Genomic DNA, 18,874 nt, shown 5'->3' with positions numbered 1-18,874 from the left:
CAAAAACCATACTCACCCCAAACGGATTCTTAATATTTTTACAATAAAATTAGCTTGTTCAATATTATTTCAATATATGGAGGTTGTCGGTAAGATGATTAATAAGTTCAGGGCTTTCACAGTATCGGTTCTAAGCATAGCCATCCTTTTTCAGGGTCTACCTGTCGCGGGTGCTGCAAATGATTCAGAAGACAATCAGACAAATCCGGGAGGCAGATGGATGAAGGGGGAATATCATGCCCATACCACTCAGTCAGATGATACCGAGGGCTCACAGAGCCTTGAAAGCTTGCTAAATAACGCATTTGATAAGTATGGCCTGGATTGGATGGGAATTTCCGACCACTTGAGGATGTCTTCAAGGGATGATGAGGGACATTTGATTCCAGGTGGGCCGATACCGCTGTCTCAAGGAATCATTCAATATCAAGCCCCGAAAATGGAACAACTGCAAAAAGAGGGCAAATATAAAAATAAAGTCATCTTTTCAGGCTTCGAATGGGATATGCCTACATACGAGCATGTCGGCATAGGCATTTTGGGAGATCAGCCGAGCTCACCTAAAAGTCTGAAAGCTGGCAATCAGTTCGAATATCTGTTCACCAACCAGGATGAAAAGATGTTCGATTCTAAGGATGTAGCTGTCTGGAAAGCACAGGATCAAAGAGCCAATAAGACATCCGAGGATGCCCGAACAGCATTGGCATGGCTTGAGAAAAATTATAAGCATACAAGTTATGCCATATTGAACCACCCATCAAGAAAGAGGGTGTACAACATATCTGATTTTCGTGACTTCAACAATATCGCCCCGGATGTCATGTTCGGATTTGAAGGTATGCCAGGTAACCAGATGGAGCCAGATCGAGGCGGATTAAATCTGACAACACCGGAAAACCGGACCTATGGCGGATCCGATTATATGCTTGCTAAGGTAGGGGGGGCATGGGATGCACTTCTTGGGGAAGGTCGTAAGTTCTGGAATTTTTCCAATTCGGACTCCCATTTTGAAATCAGTGAAAACCGCCTATACTCCAGTGGTTACTGGCCAGGAGAATATTCCAAGAATTATACATGGGTAAATGGCTCATCAATAAAATCCGTCCTTGATGGCATGCGATCTGGGAAATCCTTCTCTGTTTTTGGTGACTTGATCGATGCCCTTGATTTCCAAGCTAAAAACGGAAACAATGCGGTTGATATGGGTGGGGACCTTAAAGTGAAGGAAGGACAGATGGTCAAGATCACCATCCGATTTAAGAGCCCCCAAAAAAACAATAACGGGGACCCCGTCAAGGTGGATCACGTGGATCTAATTTCCGGGGAAGTAACCGGGAAAGCAGTGCCTGGAACACCTGCTTATAATAAATCCACCAATGATACGACAAAAGTTGTTAAACGCTTTACCAGTAAAGACTGGAAAACCGATCGCGATGGTTTTCATACCATCACTTACAAAGTCAAAGCAAATAAGGATCAATATTTCCGTTTGCGAGGCACGAACCTAGGGGAAAATGTCTCTGGAGAAACGATGGACGGGGAACCGCTGATCGATAAAAAGACTGAAATCGAGGATAACGAAACGCGTTTTTCGGAAATAAACAAACGTAACTATAAAGACCTTTGGTTCTATTCGAACCCTATATTCGTCAGCGTAGAGGATAGGAATCATGAAAAACACTAAGGTAAAAAGAATCTTGCAATAGTTCCGGACGGCCCAAAAAAGCCCCTTTTCCACTTAGCTAAAAATCATGTGGATGAGGGGCCTTTTGTCCCCTTGGATTCTTAATGATCACTTCCCTTTCAAATCCTTTTTCGGATAACGATACATCTTTCTTTTAGTATTATTTCACTTCAATGCGTGAAAATCCGTATAATTCACCAAGTTTCATTAACAATAATGATGTAAGTTATTTTCATTGACTTTTTTCCTTTTCTTGTATAGTATCACAGAGTATCAATCCCTATCAGATTACTAGGAGGTTTACCCAAATGAAAAAAATGGTTGCACTTTTATCGCTATTGTTAGCTTTCACGGTCGTACTTACAGCTTGTGGTACCAATACCAAAAATGAGGCAAACGATACCGACAATAAATCTTCGTCACAAGAAAGTCTGTATGATAAAGTCAAAAAAGATGGCGTATTAACCGTTGGAACTGAAGGTACATATCCTCCTTTCACATTCCACGATGATTCAGATAAACTAACGGGGTTTGATGTTGAAATTGCTAAAGAAGTAGCAAAACGCCTTGGAGTGAAAGCTGAATTCAAGGAAACACAATGGGACGGCATGTTTGCAGGCTTGGATGCTAAACGTTTTGATATGATCGCAAACCAAGTGGGCATCGATGAAGACCGTCAAAAGAAATATGATTTCTCTGACCCATATATTCAATCAGGGGCCGTATTGCTTGTACACAAAGATAATTCGGATATTAAATCCTTCGATGATTTGAAAGGCAAGACCTCTGCACAATCTTTAACGAGTAATTACAATGATCTAGCCAAATCACATGGTGCTGAAGTTACAGGCATTGAAGGATTTTCTCAATCCGTACAGCTTATTGGTTCTAAACGTGTAGATGCGACGATCAATGACAAATTATCGTACCTTGATTATAAAAAGCAACACCCGGATGCACCTATCAAAGTCGCTGATGAGGAAGAAAGCGGAGTCGCCAGCGGTTTAATGTTCAGAAAAGACAGCGGCAAATTAGTGGAAGAAGTAAACAAAGCACTTAAAGCAATGAAAGACGACGGCACATACGCGAAAATCTCGGATAAATGGTTCGGTGAAGATGTTTCTCCTAAGTAATATTTTCACCGACCCCGAGCGTATGAACCAGCTTGTTTCCATCGCTCAAACCTCCCTCTATCCCATGATAGAGGGAGCTATTAAATATACGATTCCACTAACATTGATCACATTCGTTCTCGGCCTTATTCTTGCTGTATTCACAGCATTGGCTAGATTATCTTCCATGAGAATTCTTCAAATAATTGCGCGTGTATATGTGTCAATCATCCGCGGGACACCTTTACTTGTGCAATTATTTATCATTTTCTATGGACTTCCAAATTTAGGTGTAACCATCGATCCTTTCATATCGGCTATTATAGGATTCTCTTTAAATGTTGGAGCATATGCTTCGGAAATTATACGAGCAGCCATTTTATCGATACCAAAAGGGCAATGGGAAGCAGGTTATTCAATCGGAATGACATATACCCAAGCTTTAAAGCGCATCATTTTGCCGCAAGCAGCTCGGGTATCCATTCCCCCATTATCCAATACGTTCATTAGCCTTTTAAAAGATACATCGCTTGCATCACTCATTCTTGTAACGGAATTATTCCGTAAAGCCCAGGAAATCGCTGCAAAAAACTATGAATTTCTACTACTATACATAGAGGCAGCTGCTTTATATTGGATTTTGTGTACCATTCTATCTTTCATTCAAGGAAGTTTAGAAGACAGACTTAATCGTTATGTAGCAAAATAAGAACCGCAGTAGTTAAAGGAGATTTTAAAATGATCAACATTAAGAATCTTCATAAATCATTTGGTGACCTTGACGTATTAAAGGGCATCGATTTGGAAGTGGAGCAAGGTAAAGTCATTGTATTGATCGGTCCTTCGGGTTCAGGTAAAACAACCTTTCTTCGGTGTTTGAATCTCCTTGAAGTACCCACGGACGGGACGATTGAAATTGATGAAACCATAATGGACTTCAAAAAACCCGTTAGAAAAAATTCAATTACATCTTTCCGCAGTTTGACAGGGATGGTTTTCCAAAGCTATAACCTCTTCCCCCATAAAACAGCATTGGAAAATGTAATGGAAGGCCCCATCATTGTAAAAAACATAGCCAAACATCGGGCGAAAGAAACGGCTGCTGCCCTGCTTACAAAAGTGGGCTTAGGTGAAAAAATCGATTTTTATCCGTTTCAATTGTCAGGCGGACAGCAACAACGAGTCGGAATTGCAAGGGCCCTGGCCATGGAGCCTAAGGTCATGCTATTCGATGAACCCACGTCCGCTTTAGATCCCGAACTAGTTGGAGACGTGTTACAGGTCATGAAAGACCTGGCGAAAGAAGAAGGCATGACAATGATCGTGGTAACCCATGAAATGCGTTTCGCCCGTGAAGTCGCCGACGAAGTCATTTTCATGGATGAAGGAAAAATAATGGAGCGGGGAACACCCGAGCAAATTTTCACAAATCCTAAAGAAGCTCGTACACGTAAATTCCTCAATATGATTCAATAAAAAAAACGGTGCTATTCAAGCACCGCTCGCGGCTCCCCCCATTTTTAGAAATGGGGGTTTTTGCAATCATTAAATTAATTAATGAGATGCTTGGACCTGTCTTGTCTGTGTCCTTACATGGTATAACTGAAAAAGAATCAAAGCAAAAACGGAAAGGATTGCGCCCGATATAAATGGTAAATCAATCGAAATCGAAAATAACCAACCGCCTATCGGGGGACCCGCAATCCTGCCGAACGAGTCGAAGGAAGATAGCAGGCCAGTGACACTGCCATGGCCCGTCATGGAACTTTTGGTCAGCAGTGCCGAAATTGCCGGCCGGATGAACCCATTACCCAATCCGAAGATCGTCAGGAAAATCGCCGATGTCCAAAAACCGGAAGAAAACAGGATGAGAATGAAACCAACTGCCGACACGATGATTCCCATTCGGATAACCGCGCCTTCCCCATATTTCTTTGTCATCCTCCCCACTAATCCACCTTGAACGATCGCACTGCCAAACCCCATGATCATGAAGATATAGCCTAATTGTACAAGACTTATATCAGCCTTTTTGGCTGCAAAATAGGCAAAAGTCGTTTCGAGTCCTGCCATTGAAAGGGTGACGATCAATTGCAGAAAGAACATGGTTTTAAGAGGCCCTTTAAAGGCTTTCCACATGGACTCTTTATTTATTGACTGTTTGGCCCTCTTTTCAACCGTATGTGATTCCTTTAGTATCGCAATCACTAAGAATAAAGTAATCAAAGAGGATATACCTGCAATGTAAAACGGTAAGTTCAAACTTGATTTGGAGAATACCCCGCCAATCGCCGGTCCGAAGATGAATCCAAGCCCTGTAGCGGCCCCGATGATTCCCATCCCTTTTCCCCGATCTTCCGGCGTCGTGATATCAGCCACATACGCCATTGCGGTTGGCATGTTTGCCGATGACAAAATCCCACCAATGATTCTGGCTACAAATAATACCCATAAGGAATCTGCCGAAGCCTGGATGAAAAACGAAAGGGCCAGTCCAGCAATCCCGATAATCATGACAGGCTTACGTCCTATCCGGTCAGATATACGTCCCCACATCGGGGCAAAAAATAATTGCATTAATGAATAAACAGCCATTAAAAGACCAAGCTCAGCAGGACTGCCACCAACCTTTTCGGCAAGGAACGGAATGACGGGAATGATGATCCCAAATCCGACCATGACTAAAAACATCACTAAAAAAAGAACGGGTAACACCTTTTTTGTTTCCATTATTTTTTTCTCCTTTTATTCTTCCACATTCGCTGCATACTTTTATTTAAAGGTTTGGGTCAAAAGAACAGCAACGAATTCCTTAATTATACTACTTAGCATAATCTTCCTAACAATACTTTAAACAGTTTATCATACAACCTTTACCAAATCAGTATGAAGTACGCTCTTCTTTCCGAAACTACCTTAACTAAATAAAGACCAGGCATCAGAATCCTGATCTTTACAGTAATTTTTCAGGTAATAGTACTTACGTCTTTTCCACTTTGTTTCGTGAAAATAATGAATGAGTTCGTTAAATATCTTTCCTCCCCTTATTTTTTCTTAAGGGGTACTCTATACTGTAGGGTATGATTGATGTTTGGGAGGTAGCAGAATGTCGAATGATCAGTGGATTTTAATTATTGACGATGAAGAAGATTTGGCACGTCTCATGGAGACAGTTTTACATAAAGAAGGTATCCCGAATATTGTTACGTCGGGGACGATTGCGGATGGGTGGGCAAAGTTTCAGGAGTTCGATCCCTCACTGGTCTTGCTTGATATTATGCTGCCTGATGGTGAAGGCTATGATTTATGCAAGCAAATTCGTGAAGTGTCGAATGTACCCATTTTATTTTTGTCGGCAAAGGATGAGGAAATTGATAAGCTTCTTGGGTTGGCGATTGGCGGGGATGATTATATTACAAAACCATTCAGTCCGAAAGAAGTTGCATATCGAGTAAAGGCGCAGCTGAGGCGTGCGGGCTTTTCAGAGGAAAAGGCCGTTCCGAAAAAACGGCAAGTTGGTCCTTTTGAGCTTAGTGCAAATGAAAATGAAGTGAAAAAGGATGGTAAAACGCTTGAGCTCACAGCTAAAGAAATCGGATTGATGAGCTGTTTTATGCATCATCCGGATCAGATCATGAGCAAGGAAACTTTATTTGAAAAGGTGTGGGGCGATGATTTCTTTGGCTCTGATAATACAGTGATGGTACATATTCGCCGTTTACGTGAAAAAATCGAGGCAGACCCTTCAAAGCCTTCATTTTTAATAACCGTTAAAGGGCTTGGTTATAAATTACAAACCAAGGGTGAAACAAAATGAAGTGGAAATTGACACGGCGCTTTTTAGGATCCGTTGTGACAATTGTTGTAATCGTAGGGATCGTAAATACAATTTTACTTTTATCTCTACTCTTTTATCGAGCCATGCATAATTTCGAGGCAGAGGAAGTTTCTGCTGAAAACTTTAGCAGAAACTTTTCACAATATGTGGAACTAATAGATAACAAACCGATCGTAAATGAAGAAGGGCTAGAAAAACTGCGGAACAATAACGCCTGGATACAATTTTTGAATGATGAGGGTGAGCAAGTTGCAGCCTTTTATACACCTCAAAAATTGCAAACCGTATATTCTCCTGTTGAAATCGTCCAAATGTATAAGTATAAGGAAATTGATGCAGAGACGACTGTTTTTGTCGGCGAATCCCATAATTTCAGCTATTTTGTAGGAGTTAAGGAACGGAAAATTGGCCGCTATGTAATAACCTATGATTATGAAAAAGTTTTTAAGAACTTTAACATCTTACTAGTAATATTTTTAATCGTAGATATCATCATTGCATTAGTCATTGGATTCTTATTTGGGAAAAAATTAACGAGTCCGCTGAACATTTTAATAGAAGGAATTCAGCAGCTTCGGGAGCGGCGCTTTAAAAAAATGAGCATACCAAAAGGCGTTTATGAAGATGTATTTCGAAATATGAATGAACTATCGGTGAAGTTGGATCATTATGAAAAAGAACGTGATCAGCTCGACCAGATGCGCGAGGAATGGATTAGCAATGTTTCTCATGACATGAAGACACCACTTGCTTCCATCCATGGATATACAGAATTGATGAAAGATAACGCCACTGAATTAACTCCACAGGAATTGTATGAGTTTACATCCATTATTAATAGACAGTCCGTTTATATGAAAGATTTATTGGATGACCTGAATTTAACGATGCGTTTGCGCAACCAACGACTTCCTTTGCAATTTGAAGATGTTGATATCGTTGGGTTTATAAGAGAAATGACGATCGAGCTTTTAAATGATTCACAATTTGGTGATCAACAGGTTGAGTTTGTGGCAAATTTGGACAAAGCAACACATAAAGTGGATAAAAAATTACTGAAACGGGCGATATTTAACCTTATCTATAACGCACTCGTGCATAACGAGGAAAATGTCGTTGTGAAAATACAAATTGATGATATTGGTCCACAATCAGAACTGCATACCCAAATTACCATTGCCGATAATGGCCGCGGTATTCCCGCCAAAGACTTAGAACAGGTTTTTGAACGCTACTATCGAGGTACGAATACTGCCAGTACACATGGGACCGGTTTAGGAATGGCCATTGCAAAGGACATCATCCTGGCTCATAAAGGTAAACTGGATTTGACTAGCATTGAAAATAAGGGAACCACGATCACGATACTTTTATAATTATTTTTCTTGCAGAGAAAGGGCTGTCCATAATTTACAGACAGCCCTTCTTTCCTATTTATTTTGTTTGTGCCTTTTTTGGAATGTCTTCGAATTTCACTTCATCATATGACGAAACTTCATCACCATTTTTTACGTACATCTTTAAGTAAGCATCTTTTCGAAGATTTTTTTGTGCCGTGAATTCAAGCGGTAACGTTTCACCATCTGCATTTTTAGCGTCAAGTTTATAAGAATAGTAAGTCATCACTGAACCATCATCCAGTTTGGTTTCATGTTGTACCCCATCCTCTGTAATTTGCAAATAATAATTGTCGGCATTCATGCGGTTAAAGTCGATTTTAGTAAGAGCGAAGACTCCTGCCGCTCCCAGTATAAACAAAATGCCAACTACCATAAGAAATTTCTTCATTTCGATCATCCTTCTGTTTTATTATTTTGTATGATAATACGATTGTAGGAAGCTGCCGTTAAGATATAATACAGACCGTAAATAACCGTATAAGCGATCATCCAGATCAACACAGGTTTTGCAAGATTCATCATCAATAAGCCCGAGAAGGCTTTTAAAGCAACCGCACTGTGTAATAACCCCACTGCCAGTGGAACGAAAAAGATTACAAGCACTTGTGATGCAATGGATTTCCGCATTTCTTTTGCGTTAACGCCCATTTTATGAAGCATATTGTATTGTGATTTATCTTCCTCTGCTTCCGTTAGAACTTTAAAGTAAATGATACTGCCTGTTGCCGCTAAAAAAACCAGGCCAAGAAAACTTCCGATAAAGAGCAATGAGCCTACACCTTCGATGCTTGTTTGGAAATCCTGAGGGGCACTGGAAAATAGCGCTTCTTCAGGCACTTGTTTTGCAATTTTTTCAGATAAATCCGTGGAAGCTTGATCAACACCGATGACACGATATTTTAGCGCTTCCCCTTCTTTTTGCAATAATTTAAATTGCTCATTCGATACGACCACTGCAATGCCTGCAGTTCCGGCATTTAGTACTGTTTGTGTTTTAAAGCTTTGGAATGTGATTGCCGTGTTGTTTTCTGTCCTGATGGTCTTGTCCTTGTATTGAGGTGAGAATCTTTTGTCATATCCAATATCTAAAATGACTGCTTTGCCATTATTCACATGCAGTGCTTCCTTGCCTTGCACTTCTGCTAATTTGTTATATGTTCTTTCATCGATTATCGTATAAATCCTTTTATCCGAGCTATCGAATGCCGATCCCTTATTCAATTCTTTCGTATTAAATGTGACAGATAGTGCTTCGACATTTTCATCATACTTTGTATTTGGCAATACAGCGCTGACTTGATGATCGCTTTTTGCATCCGTTTGCTGATACATGAAGGTATTCGGATCAACGGTCATAACTTGGTCATTCGCGTTGTAATAAAGACCATAAACCGCACCGCCAGCCGTTACCGTAGTAGCACTTAACACCGCAATTACGGTCAATGTACGTGCATTCCCCCGAATGCGATATAGCAGTTGCGAGATCGTCATCAGATGCAGGCCTTTCCAAAGCCATTTTTCATTTTTCTTAATCACGGCCAACACAAAGCCTGTAACGCTATGAAACAATAAAAACGTACCGGCAATAACCGTTGTCAAAATGATAAGTGCCGTCATTAAAAAGCCGACCTTTTCCCACACTTTAGAAGTAAAAAGATCTTGCATCGCCAACCAATAACCCATGACAATCAGGGAAACTCCCAGAATGGCTACAATCATCGATGGCTTCGGAGCCGCTTCCCCTTTTTTCGATGCATGGAAGAGATCAATTAGTTTAAATTGATAAATTAAACGATAGCCCTGGAATGATGTCACCAAGAAAATAATAAGAAATACGATAGAGGTGTTCAAAGCTGCAGATCCCGAAAATGTAAATGGTGCCATGACATCATAGCCCATTAAATAGATCAAAATCGTCATGAACCCTTTTGAACAAAGAAATCCAAGTAAAATCCCCACAACCAATGAAACCAAACCTAGCAATAGGTTTTCAAAGAAGAGCATAAAACCAATCTGACGATTACGTACGCCAAGCAATGCATACAATGCCACTTCTTTTTTACGTTTTTTCATAAAGAATGAATTGGAATAGGCAATAAAAATGGCAACGAAGAAAATTAGGATGACTGCCGCACCACTCATCAATGAATCTAATTTCTGTGATGAAGCCGTTTGTTCTGCAATTGTATCGCTATATTTTAATGTTACAAACGTGAAGTAGATGATAATGCTAAATACCATGGATGCGATATATAAAAAATATTGGGAGAGGTTTCGAGCAATATTTTTTCTCGCTAGACTAAATAACGTCATCTACCTCACCTCCAATTGTTGCAAGGACATCCATAATTTCTTGGAAGAAAGCTTTACGTGATTGGCCACGACGATAAATTTCTGCTGAAAGCGTACCATCCTTGATGAAAATGATCCGCCGGCAGAAGCTTGCGGCATATGCATCATGTGTCACCAACATGATGGTGGAATGATTTTTTTCATTTAGTTCACTTAAGCTTTCCAGCAGGCCTGTTGCTGATTTTGAATCAAGTGCACCTGTTGGCTCATCAGCCAGGATCAATGCAGGCTCTGTCACAAGCGCTCTGGCTGCAGCTGTTCTTTGCTTTTGCCCACCGGAGATTTGGTATGGGTATTTAGCTAATAAATCTTCAATCCCAAATACTTTAGCAATACGATTCACCAAGTTAGTAATTTCTTTCGCTGGAACTTTCGCAATCGCCAGTGGTAATAATATATTTTCCTTCACAGTCAATGAGTCTAGCAAATTGTAATCCTGGAAGATGAAACCAAGATTATCACGTCTGAAATCCGTTAAGTCAGCACCTTTCATATCGTGAATGCTCGTATCATTCATAAAAATTTTCCCTTCAGTCGGCGAATCAATGGTTGCCAACATATTGAGCAACGTCGATTTACCTGCTCCAGAAGGTCCCATGATCCCTACAAACTCCCCTTCATGAATGTCAAAAGATATATTTTCCAACGCTGTGTAGGCAGCGCTTGATTTACCATATGTTTTTTTTATATTTTCCACTTTTAATAATGGTTCCATTTGTTTCACCTCTTCAGTATTGTTGATACTTATACTTTACATGCTCATTCTTACAGCATCTTTGTGCCAACCTTACAGCAAGCTTAAATCCATAAAAAAAACGCCTTCCATTTAAATGGAAAGACGTTTTTTTTGGATTTTTCAAAAGGAAAAGTATTCGGGCATGGATCTTTATCATTTAACTTTGCTTCAATAGCCTGCGGTCGATTACAAAATTCCCAAATGGGATGAATGAAACGATGAAAATCATCGCCATTTTTAAAAAGGACCATTTTGATATGATGCTCACATAAAGTAATAAAAGCCCAAACACGACAAATAAGAAACCATGGATGCTTCCTAAAATGAGTGTTGCTTCCCCAATATCCAATATGTACTTAATGGGCATACCAATGACAAGCAATAGAACATATGAGATTCCCTCAATTATTGTAATAAACCGAAACCATCCAATAGCTGTAGAAAACATTCGCACATCCCCTTATTCATTGTACAAGTATGGCACAAACAGACTTCCAGCTTCTTGTCCCCCATCCAAAATGTGTTCCTCTATCATATTATATTACTGGCAGATCCCCTAATAAATAGTACCAGATTTTCCTAAAAATAGAGCAACAAAAGAAGCCCAATCCAAGGATTGGGCCAGATTATTTCTATAAGCTTAAAAAATGTTTCCAATTACTTACTACCAAGTAGCTGTTTTTAGTACCTTAGCATCTTAAGTCACATGTTAAAATTCCCTATTTCACTTTTCAACCAGGAAGGTTCAATATTTCCTTCTATAACACCTTGTTTACGTTTACTTCCATATTCCGCTATTTCTTCGAGACGCTTTTGTTCATAAGTTAATTTTTTCTCTGCTCTGGAAAATACCTCTTCAATTTTAACCTGTGAAACAACAACTACACCATCTTCATCTCCTATGACTAAATCACCAGGATGAACATTTACACCGCCACATGTGATCGGCGTATTAAGATCTCCCGGTCGATCTTTACACGGCCCTTTTGGAGTGATTCCCTTTGCAAAAATCGGAAACCCCAATTCACAAAGAGCCTCTTTATCACGAACAAAACCGTCAATGATAATCCCCTCAAGTCCTACTGCGTGCGCAGCCCCAGCCATTAACTCTCCAAGGTAGGCATTTCCTTTGTGACCTTTCCCATCCGCAATTAATACATAGCCTTCACTTCCAGCATATATGGCTTGATGAAGAAGTAAATTATCTCCCGCAATCATATCAACCGTCATGGCTGTTGCTATCACTTTCATTCCGGATGACACAGGCTTTATCTTATAATCCATTACACCAGCATTAGAATCATACAAAGCGTCTGCTATAAGGGTCGTATTTAACTTTTTAGCTCTATCAATGATTGACTTGGGTAATAACGGAGGCTTTTGGGTTAAGCTATTCAATGCTAACACCTCATTTTGTTATTTATTCATGAAAATTGATCGTTTCTTTCGATTCTACAAACAATAATAACTAGATTGATAATGTACCGAAAAGGATGGCTGTAATAATCATAACCAACGCTGATCCGACAGCGTATTTAAGTGAAAACTTAATATGCTCCCTAAACTCTATGCCGACAAGCCCAATCAATACATATACAGACCCGACCAATGGACTTAATAAATGTAATGGCTGCCCTAATAAAGAGGCCTGTGCAATCTCCAGTTTATCAATACCGAATCCCGAAGCAGTCTCAGCAATGATTGGAATAATACCGAAATAATAAGGGTCATTTGCCATTACAAACGTAAATGGCATACTGGTCAATCCTACAATTACAGGCAATTGTGGACCTAGAAAGTCTGGTATAATATGCACTAAAGTTGAAGCCATGGCATCCACCATTTCAGTTCCCTCCAATATTCCTGCGAAAATACCCGCAGCAAAGATCAAGGAAGTGACAGTTAGAATGTTTCCTGCATGTGCTTCAACTCTTCTCTGTTGCTCTTTTAAATTCGGGTAGTTTACAACCATGACTATAACAAATGCAATCATAAATAGAGCAGGTAATGGCAAAATTGCTTTAACTAAGGCAAAAACCAATAATAGTGTAAGAATGATGTTGAACCAATACAATTTGGGTCTTTTTAATGATTGGTCCGTAATGTCCTCCATTGATACGGCTATTTCACCTTCTGTTTCTGTATAATGACCATATACACCTAACCTTTTGCGTTCCCTAACCCCAAAAAACACGCCTAGCCCAATGACATATACTGCTCCAGCGATTATAGATGGGATAATTGGTCCTAGGAGTTCCATAGCGTCGTATCCAAAGATGGACATTACCCTTGCAGTTGGTCCCCCCCAAGGAAGTACATTCATGATTCCCATTGACATTGCTGGGAGACAAGCCAGTATTAACTTATTCATCCCTAACTTCTCGTATAATGGCAATAATGCTGTAACGACAATAAGATACGTGATCGTTCCATCCCCGTCCAACCCTACCAATAAAGACAATACTGCAGTAGTAACGGAAATCTTTAATGGATCCCCTTTTGATATCTTCACCATTCTTGTTACCAAGGGATCAAACATACCTGCGTCTATTAATATTCCAAAATATAAAATGGCGAATATCACCATTATTGCGGTTGGTGCAATTGTTTCAATCCCACTCATCATCATAGGTCCTAAATCAGTGAATCCGCCTATCAGAGCAAAAATGACCGGAATGATAATCAGGGCATTAAGTGCACTTAATCGCTTACTCATAATTAAATACATAAAAACAACAATCATCATGAATCCTAATATGGATAACATATATACCCCCCTTGTTTTGTATCCGTTTTCATTCAGAATTTCTTTAAAGGGATTCACTTGAATCCCCTTTAGTAATCACCCAAGCTTTTTTTGACCTTTTGGTTTAGAATGCAGCCTGTTGTTCGGCCCTGCCTTAAGAATAAAGCTTCCACCATCGTTCCCAATTGTACTTTTGATATTGCTGGCGATTTCGAGTAATGAGTCAAGATTAATGGCTGTCCGGATTCCCATTTCATGAAAGCCATGTACAATATCTTCTGTGGGAATATTTCCTGCAGCGTTAGGGGCATAAGGGCATCCTCCCAATCCAGTGGTGGAACTATCAAAATCAGTGACCCCTTGCTGCAAGGCTGCTACTGCATTGGCAAATGCCATTCCTCTTGTATTGTGTAAATGTAAAGTGAACTTGAAACTAGGGAATAAACCTCTAATGATACTTAACATTTCGGATACTTGCTTTGGATTTCCCATTCCAGCCGTATCTGCCAAAGAAACTTCGTTAACCCCCATATCTTTGTATCCTTCAAGAATGGATACTATCTTTTCCAGAGGTACCTTACCTTCATATGGACAGCCAAATGCTACCGCAATTGAACCTCCTACTTCTACACCATATTTTCCAGCAAGTTCTACAATCGGCAGGTGATCCATTTGTGCTTCTTTAACTATACAGTTGGAATTGGATAGGCTATGTGAATCTGTGGCAGATAATAATATCTTTATTTTTTTCATTCCTGCATTAATGGCACGTTCCGCCCCGCGCAAGTTGGGAACCAGCGCTCGGAACTTTACTCCATCTAAGTCCTGAACCCGCTTTACCACCTCTTCAGCATCTTTTAATTGAGGTATTGCTTGAGGATGCACAAAAGATGTAACTTCAATATGTTTGATCCCTGTACTTGCCAGACCACGGATAATGCGAATCTTTTCTTCTGTTGGTATCCATTTGTCTTCCATTTGAAAACCATCTCGCGGGAGAACTTCCCATATATTCACTTTATCAGGTACGATCATTTGTTCATTTTTCATGTTAGATGACCCCTTTGGCTTTTAGATTCGTTAATTCCTCTTCAGATAAACCAAGTTCTTCACTAAACACTTGTTTGTTATGCTCTCCCAGTTCTGGTGCACGATGACGGATACGCCCCGGTGTTTCTGAAAACTTAGGTACAATGCCGGGAACTTTAATCGTTCCAAACCGAGGGTGATCAACTTCCAAAATATTTTCCCTTGCTTGATAATGAGGATCTTCAAAGATATCCTTTATGCTTAATATTGGTGAAATGGGAACACCAAACTCATCCATTTTACCCAAAAGCTCTTTTTTATTTAGGGATTTCATAAAAGTCATAACAAGTTCTTGAAGGAAGCTATCGTTATTCATTCGTTTTTTATTTGTTATATAATCAGGGTTTTCTATCAAATCCGACCGCCCCATAGCTTGAGCCAGACGTTCCCATGTTTTTTGTGTACTGCATACCATAACAACCCAATGTCCGTCTTTTGTTTGGTAAGTACCGGAAGGACTTGAATGACCATGAAGCATAGGTGCTCTCTCTCGTACTTTACCGAGTTGGTCATGTTCAGCAATTAAGAAATCCATCATCCTGAACATCCCTTCATATAGTCCCATCTCAACGATTTGACCTTTTTCAGAGTTAGAAGTTTCACGATGAAAGAGAGCGCTTACAGTTCCAAAAGCAATATAAATGCCCGATATATAATCAAGTAAAGAAAATGAAGGACTTACTGGGGGGCGATCCTGAAACCCTTGTAAATAGGTATATCCCGAAAAGGCAGTACTAGGTGTTCCAAACCCTGCCTTTTCTGCATATGGTCCCGTTTGCCCGTAACCCGATTGCCTAGTCATAATGAGACGAGGATTCACTTCTCTCAGCTCTTCATAGCCTAGTCCCCATTTCTCCATTGTTCCAGGCCTGAAATTTTCTATCAGGACATCTGCAGTGCGAATTAATTTTTTAAATAACTCCCTCCCCTCAATAGTGCGAATGTCCAAAGTTATAGACTGCTTATTACGTGCAAGACCTGGCCACCTCAATGGTTCAGAACCCTTCCACGGTCCAAGACCCCTTAAAGGATCCCCTTTATCCGGAAGTTCCACTTTTAACACTTCAGCTCCCAAGTCCGCTAATAAGGTAGCTGCAAACGGAGCGGCAATCACAGTCGATGCATCGATAACACGAATTCCAGTCAAAGGTCCATTTGTTGGATTATCCATAATTAATACTTCCTCCTTGAAATTATGAGTCTGGTATTTTTGCTAAACAAAATGGGAATAAGAACTTTTACATAAAACTCTTTATTTAGTTCCATCTAATGAAACAATAAATTTCATTAGATGGAACTTTATGAATGAATTATAACAAAGCCACTTCTATCTGTCACGATAAAAATTAAAAAATTCTGTCTTTTAATCATTAAAATAAAAAACAGCGCCCAGTAAAAAAGGCGCTGTCAATAAATCTTGTCCACAATGTGGCTATTCTTTTGGGTCATTAAAACATTCTGAAATTTTTAAAGCATTCATCTTCACTTCACTTTTTATTGAATCCATTACAGCTTGCGTAAATCTTGTACTTGGCCCAGATACGCATAGACAAAAATTCACTTCTTGATCCACCCCAAAAATAGGTGATGCAACTGAATTAACTCCGGCCCCTCTTTCGTCTAAACTCATAGCAATAGATTCTTTTTGAATAATTGGCAATTCGTCTGATAGACTAATTCGTAATGCTTCGGAATCTAAATTTTTTAGAATTGATTCAACAAACGCCGGAGACTGAAAAGCCAATAATGCCTTCCCACCCGAACCTTTCTCCAATGGAAGTGCCTCTCCAATGCTTACTACATGACGGATTGATTGATTACTGCCGTATCGTGCAATACACCTTCGTTCCTTATTTTCAAGCATATATAGACTCACTGATTCTCCAATTTCATTTCTTAGCTTCTTCATGAATGGTTTTGCAAGTTCCGTTATTTCAAATGAAATGGTATTTTCCGCAATACGACCAAACTGATACATTTTATAGCCAAACTGATACTTTGAATTGGAGAATTTTTTTTGCAGAAGACCATTTTGTACTAGTGTATCTAATAGTCTGGAAGTTGTTGATTTTGCCAAATCTATCTTTTTCGAGATTTCCGTTAAGGATAATTCTGACTCTTCTAAAGTAAAGCAGTTCATTATATTAATTGACCGTTGAACTGTTCTTGACCCTTTCAAGCCTTCATTTTCATCCATATAAGCCCCCCCTTTACAATTATTCATCAACTGATTCTTGGCCATTTAAATGTGCTTCATTTATATTACGAGTGGTAATTTCAACATCATTTAACCAAAGATGGCTTTCCTTAATACGTTCAATTCCGAAACCAATTCGCTCCCTCATCCATATGCACGAAGGGAATATCCGTATCAATTACACCTTTGATTCGTTCTAATTCAACATTTTCCCCTTCAAGCCATTTCGAAAAATCTATTGAAGTCGGCTCCTGGTTCCCTCCCAAGGCAATCCAAGCTTTCATCTCCTTAGGTAAATAAGCGGAAGTATGAATCGTTCCCGCCCAGCTGCTATATAAATCCGAGAAGACACCTTGATTGGTATCATTAAACAACCTGTAAGCATCGTAGGCAGATGAAAGTCTCCCTTCATGATCTTGGATGATCTCCAATCGGCGTTTCGAATCGATAAGATGGTTACGGTTCTCATTTTTCATGATTTCAAAGTGATTGGTACAGGCATTTGACGTGCGCACCTCTACATTTCTCGGAGAGGTTTCAACGATATAGGTACTTCCGCTTTTATCATAGACGACGTAAGTGAAGGAATGACGATGCGGGATTTCCTTCAACATCGCGACCGCTTCTTGTACGTTCGCACAAGATTCAACAATCAGTCTGCCAATCATGCAGCAAATGAAACCATCACCAGGGTTCTTGCGATTCATGAAATTATAGCCTATCACCAAACCCTTTTCATTCATTCCATCCATTCGACCAGTCCCTCGCTGACTCGGGCCGATGCTTGAATACCCTTGATCGGTTGGCTGGAATAAGACATAGCGTCCTTCATAGGTCTTTGGGTGGTAATCATAATTGCGAATGAGATAATCATCGCCAGTCATGATGGAGCAGCCCGACCGAACATAATCCAAACGGTATCCACCGAACTCTTGCAGCACGCGGTCAATTGGCCATTTCAACGCTTCTTGCAACCCCAGTAATTCTTCCCAAACTCCAGGGGCGAATTGTGTAATTGCTTTCTTGACCTCTTCTTCCTCAACCGTAAACCGCGGCTGCCTAATCTTCCACTGATCTTCACGATTTTTTACCGTTAGTGAATCTTTTAATTTCTCCCCTTGCATGTATCCAAACTCATAATGTGTACCCCGAAATTGTATGACATCACTATATATTTGCTTCACAGCTTATCCCTCATTTACAGTAGTTGCTATTCAAATTAAGGATACTTGAAGTATTGTTGAAAATAAAGAAGATAAACCTTCAAAATTTACGAAACAACTCACTTGGCCTGTTCTGCTCCCCGTTGTTTACGGTTCGTTAACTGGCTTGGCATGTTTATAGCTTACAAAAGAATCTTTTCAATTAAAGGCCATCTCTGGACTTTAAATTAGATTAAACAAAATTGACCATACCTTATTTATATTTAACTTTTATATAAGGAGCACCTACACCATATGCAGTATTGGAATAATACGTATTTATAATCTTTCCAGTAGGATTTTTTACTACGTGTTTAAATCCCTTGATAAAGAACCATCAGACGGGTCTGAATACAAAGATTCGGTTAAGAATATGTTTCCTAGCAAATATTCAAAAAAGGCAATGAAAGATACAGGAGATGCTAGTGATTTAAAAGCAGAACTGCAGAAGAAGGTTAAAGAATGGGTAACCTCCTTCGGAATTACTGCTTCTTAAACTCGATATTTACATCATAAGT

At 39.7% G+C, this 18,874-nt stretch carries 18 protein-coding genes; 7 read left to right on the top strand and 11 right to left on the bottom strand.

Annotated elements, in window-relative coordinates:
• The first annotated feature begins 94 nt into the window (after positions 1–94).
• The 4 genes from AC3ISB_RS03385 (at position 95) to AC3ISB_RS03370 (ending at position 4,272) form a co-directional block, all read left to right on the top strand.
• Positions 95–1,684: a CehA/McbA family metallohydrolase domain-containing protein gene (locus AC3ISB_RS03385; protein WP_480339870.1), complete on the top strand. Its 1,590-nt coding sequence runs from the start codon at positions 95–97 to the stop codon at positions 1,682–1,684.
• A gap of 308 nt (positions 1,685–1,992) precedes the next feature.
• Positions 1,993–2,817 carry an amino acid ABC transporter substrate-binding protein gene (locus AC3ISB_RS03380; RefSeq protein WP_098370580.1) on the top strand — a complete coding sequence of 275 codons (825 nt, stop codon included), beginning with the start codon at positions 1,993–1,995 and terminating at the stop codon, positions 2,815–2,817.
• The gene (locus tag AC3ISB_RS03375; RefSeq protein ID WP_480339893.1) at positions 2,801–3,505 is read left to right on the top strand and encodes an amino acid ABC transporter permease; all 705 of its coding nucleotides are present in this window, start codon (positions 2,801–2,803) and stop codon (positions 3,503–3,505) included. The genes AC3ISB_RS03380 and AC3ISB_RS03375 overlap by 17 nt, the downstream gene beginning before the upstream one ends.
• A 29-nt stretch (positions 3,506–3,534) precedes the next feature.
• Positions 3,535–4,272 (top strand): amino acid ABC transporter ATP-binding protein, encoded by a 738-nt coding sequence (locus AC3ISB_RS03370; protein WP_144550539.1) that lies wholly within the window; start codon positions 3,535–3,537, stop codon positions 4,270–4,272.
• 78 nt (positions 4,273–4,350) lie between these two features.
• On the opposite strand, the gene AC3ISB_RS03365 is transcribed toward AC3ISB_RS03370, so the two are convergent.
• Positions 4,351–5,526 (bottom strand): MFS transporter, encoded by a 1,176-nt coding sequence (locus AC3ISB_RS03365; protein WP_098370577.1) that lies wholly within the window; start codon positions 5,524–5,526, stop codon positions 4,351–4,353.
• Positions 5,527–5,902: 376 nt separating this feature from the next.
• Here AC3ISB_RS03365 and AC3ISB_RS03360 point away from each other — a divergent pair, with 376 nt between their 5' ends.
• Positions 5,903–6,613 carry a response regulator transcription factor gene (locus AC3ISB_RS03360; RefSeq protein WP_144527955.1) on the top strand — a complete coding sequence of 237 codons (711 nt, stop codon included), beginning with the start codon at positions 5,903–5,905 and terminating at the stop codon, positions 6,611–6,613.
• Positions 6,610–8,010 carry a sensor histidine kinase gene (locus AC3ISB_RS03355; protein WP_489275557.1) on the top strand — a complete coding sequence of 467 codons (1,401 nt, stop codon included), beginning with the start codon at positions 6,610–6,612 and terminating at the stop codon, positions 8,008–8,010. Before AC3ISB_RS03360 ends, AC3ISB_RS03355 begins: the two co-directional genes overlap by 4 nt.
• 58 nt (positions 8,011–8,068) lie before the next feature.
• On the opposite strand, the gene AC3ISB_RS03350 is transcribed toward AC3ISB_RS03355, so the two are convergent.
• The 10 genes from AC3ISB_RS03350 to AC3ISB_RS03305 all read right to left on the bottom strand — a co-directional run bounded on the left by AC3ISB_RS03350 (position 8,069) and on the right by AC3ISB_RS03305 (position 18,338).
• Positions 8,069–8,422, bottom strand: coding sequence for a YxeA family protein (locus AC3ISB_RS03350; protein WP_098370574.1), 354 nt, complete (start codon positions 8,420–8,422; stop codon positions 8,069–8,071).
• 5 nt (positions 8,423–8,427) lie between these two features.
• Entirely contained in the window at positions 8,428–10,347 is a 1,920-nt protein-coding gene (locus AC3ISB_RS03345; protein WP_489275555.1) for an ABC transporter permease, read from the bottom strand.
• Positions 10,334–11,101: an ABC transporter ATP-binding protein gene (locus tag AC3ISB_RS03340; RefSeq protein WP_098370572.1), complete on the bottom strand. Its 768-nt coding sequence runs from the start codon at positions 11,099–11,101 to the stop codon at positions 10,334–10,336. The genes AC3ISB_RS03345 and AC3ISB_RS03340 overlap by 14 nt, the downstream gene beginning before the upstream one ends.
• Before the next feature lie 178 nt (positions 11,102–11,279).
• A complete protein-coding gene (locus AC3ISB_RS03335) occupies positions 11,280–11,570 on the bottom strand; it encodes a DUF3817 domain-containing protein (protein ID WP_489275553.1) in 291 nt (96 codons plus the stop codon).
• A 254-nt stretch (positions 11,571–11,824) separates the two neighbouring features.
• Positions 11,825–12,520: an RraA family protein gene (locus AC3ISB_RS03330; protein ID WP_480339868.1), complete on the bottom strand. Its 696-nt coding sequence runs from the start codon at positions 12,518–12,520 to the stop codon at positions 11,825–11,827.
• Between the two features lie 70 nt (positions 12,521–12,590).
• Positions 12,591–13,889, bottom strand: a complete 1,299-nt coding sequence (locus AC3ISB_RS03325; RefSeq protein WP_098370570.1) for a CitMHS family transporter — start codon at positions 13,887–13,889, stop codon at positions 12,591–12,593.
• A gap of 75 nt (positions 13,890–13,964) precedes the next feature.
• Positions 13,965–14,918 (bottom strand): hydroxymethylglutaryl-CoA lyase, encoded by a 954-nt coding sequence (locus tag AC3ISB_RS03320; protein ID WP_480339867.1) that lies wholly within the window; start codon positions 14,916–14,918, stop codon positions 13,965–13,967.
• 1 nt (position 14,919) lies between these two features.
• Complete coding sequence (locus AC3ISB_RS03315; RefSeq protein ID WP_144527948.1) at positions 14,920–16,128, bottom strand: CaiB/BaiF CoA transferase family protein; 1,209 nt, start codon at positions 16,126–16,128, stop codon at positions 14,920–14,922.
• A 261-nt stretch (positions 16,129–16,389) separates the two neighbouring features.
• Positions 16,390–17,154 carry an IclR family transcriptional regulator gene (locus tag AC3ISB_RS03310; protein WP_179891018.1) on the bottom strand — a complete coding sequence of 255 codons (765 nt, stop codon included), beginning with the start codon at positions 17,152–17,154 and terminating at the stop codon, positions 16,390–16,392.
• A gap of 119 nt (positions 17,155–17,273) precedes the next feature.
• Positions 17,274–18,338, bottom strand: a complete 1,065-nt coding sequence (locus AC3ISB_RS03305) for a C45 family autoproteolytic acyltransferase/hydrolase (protein WP_098370566.1) — start codon at positions 18,336–18,338, stop codon at positions 17,274–17,276.
• Between the two features lie 328 nt (positions 18,339–18,666).
• On the opposite strand from AC3ISB_RS03305, the gene AC3ISB_RS03300 reads away from it, so the two are divergent.
• Positions 18,667–18,852 (top strand): hypothetical protein, encoded by a 186-nt coding sequence (locus AC3ISB_RS03300; RefSeq protein ID WP_141992612.1) that lies wholly within the window; start codon positions 18,667–18,669, stop codon positions 18,850–18,852.
• Positions 18,853–18,874: the final 22 nt, after the last annotated feature.

Source organism: Peribacillus sp. GL_122 (genome assembly GCF_057835005.1).
Note: the sequence above shows the minus strand (reverse complement) of the source record. Positions and strands in the feature narration are given on the sequence as shown.

Coding starts and splice junctions, on each gene's coding strand:
- AC3ISB_RS03335 (WP_489275553.1), bottom strand. CDS start 11,570: ATGTTTTCTACAGCTATTGGATGGTTTCGGTTTATTACAATAATTGAG.
- AC3ISB_RS03350 (WP_098370574.1), bottom strand. CDS start 8,422: ATGAAGAAATTTCTTATGGTAGTTGGCATTTTGTTTATACTGGGAGCG.
- AC3ISB_RS03310 (WP_179891018.1), bottom strand. CDS start 17,154: ATGGATGAAAATGAAGGCTTGAAAGGGTCAAGAACAGTTCAACGGTCA.
- AC3ISB_RS03385 (WP_480339870.1), top strand. CDS start 95: ATGATTAATAAGTTCAGGGCTTTCACAGTATCGGTTCTAAGCATAGCC.
- AC3ISB_RS03380 (WP_098370580.1), top strand. CDS start 1,993: ATGAAAAAAATGGTTGCACTTTTATCGCTATTGTTAGCTTTCACGGTC.
- AC3ISB_RS03325 (WP_098370570.1), bottom strand. CDS start 13,889: ATGTTATCCATATTAGGATTCATGATGATTGTTGTTTTTATGTATTTA.
- AC3ISB_RS03320 (WP_480339867.1), bottom strand. CDS start 14,918: ATGAAAAATGAACAAATGATCGTACCTGATAAAGTGAATATATGGGAA.
- AC3ISB_RS03345 (WP_489275555.1), bottom strand. CDS start 10,347: ATGACGTTATTTAGTCTAGCGAGAAAAAATATTGCTCGAAACCTCTCC.
- AC3ISB_RS03340 (WP_098370572.1), bottom strand. CDS start 11,101: ATGGAACCATTATTAAAAGTGGAAAATATAAAAAAAACATATGGTAAA.
- AC3ISB_RS03370 (WP_144550539.1), top strand. CDS start 3,535: ATGATCAACATTAAGAATCTTCATAAATCATTTGGTGACCTTGACGTA.
- AC3ISB_RS03360 (WP_144527955.1), top strand. CDS start 5,903: ATGTCGAATGATCAGTGGATTTTAATTATTGACGATGAAGAAGATTTG.
- AC3ISB_RS03355 (WP_489275557.1), top strand. CDS start 6,610: ATGAAGTGGAAATTGACACGGCGCTTTTTAGGATCCGTTGTGACAATT.
- AC3ISB_RS03315 (WP_144527948.1), bottom strand. CDS start 16,128: ATGGATAATCCAACAAATGGACCTTTGACTGGAATTCGTGTTATCGAT.
- AC3ISB_RS03365 (WP_098370577.1), bottom strand. CDS start 5,526: ATGGAAACAAAAAAGGTGTTACCCGTTCTTTTTTTAGTGATGTTTTTA.
- AC3ISB_RS03375 (WP_480339893.1), top strand. CDS start 2,801: ATGTTTCTCCTAAGTAATATTTTCACCGACCCCGAGCGTATGAACCAG.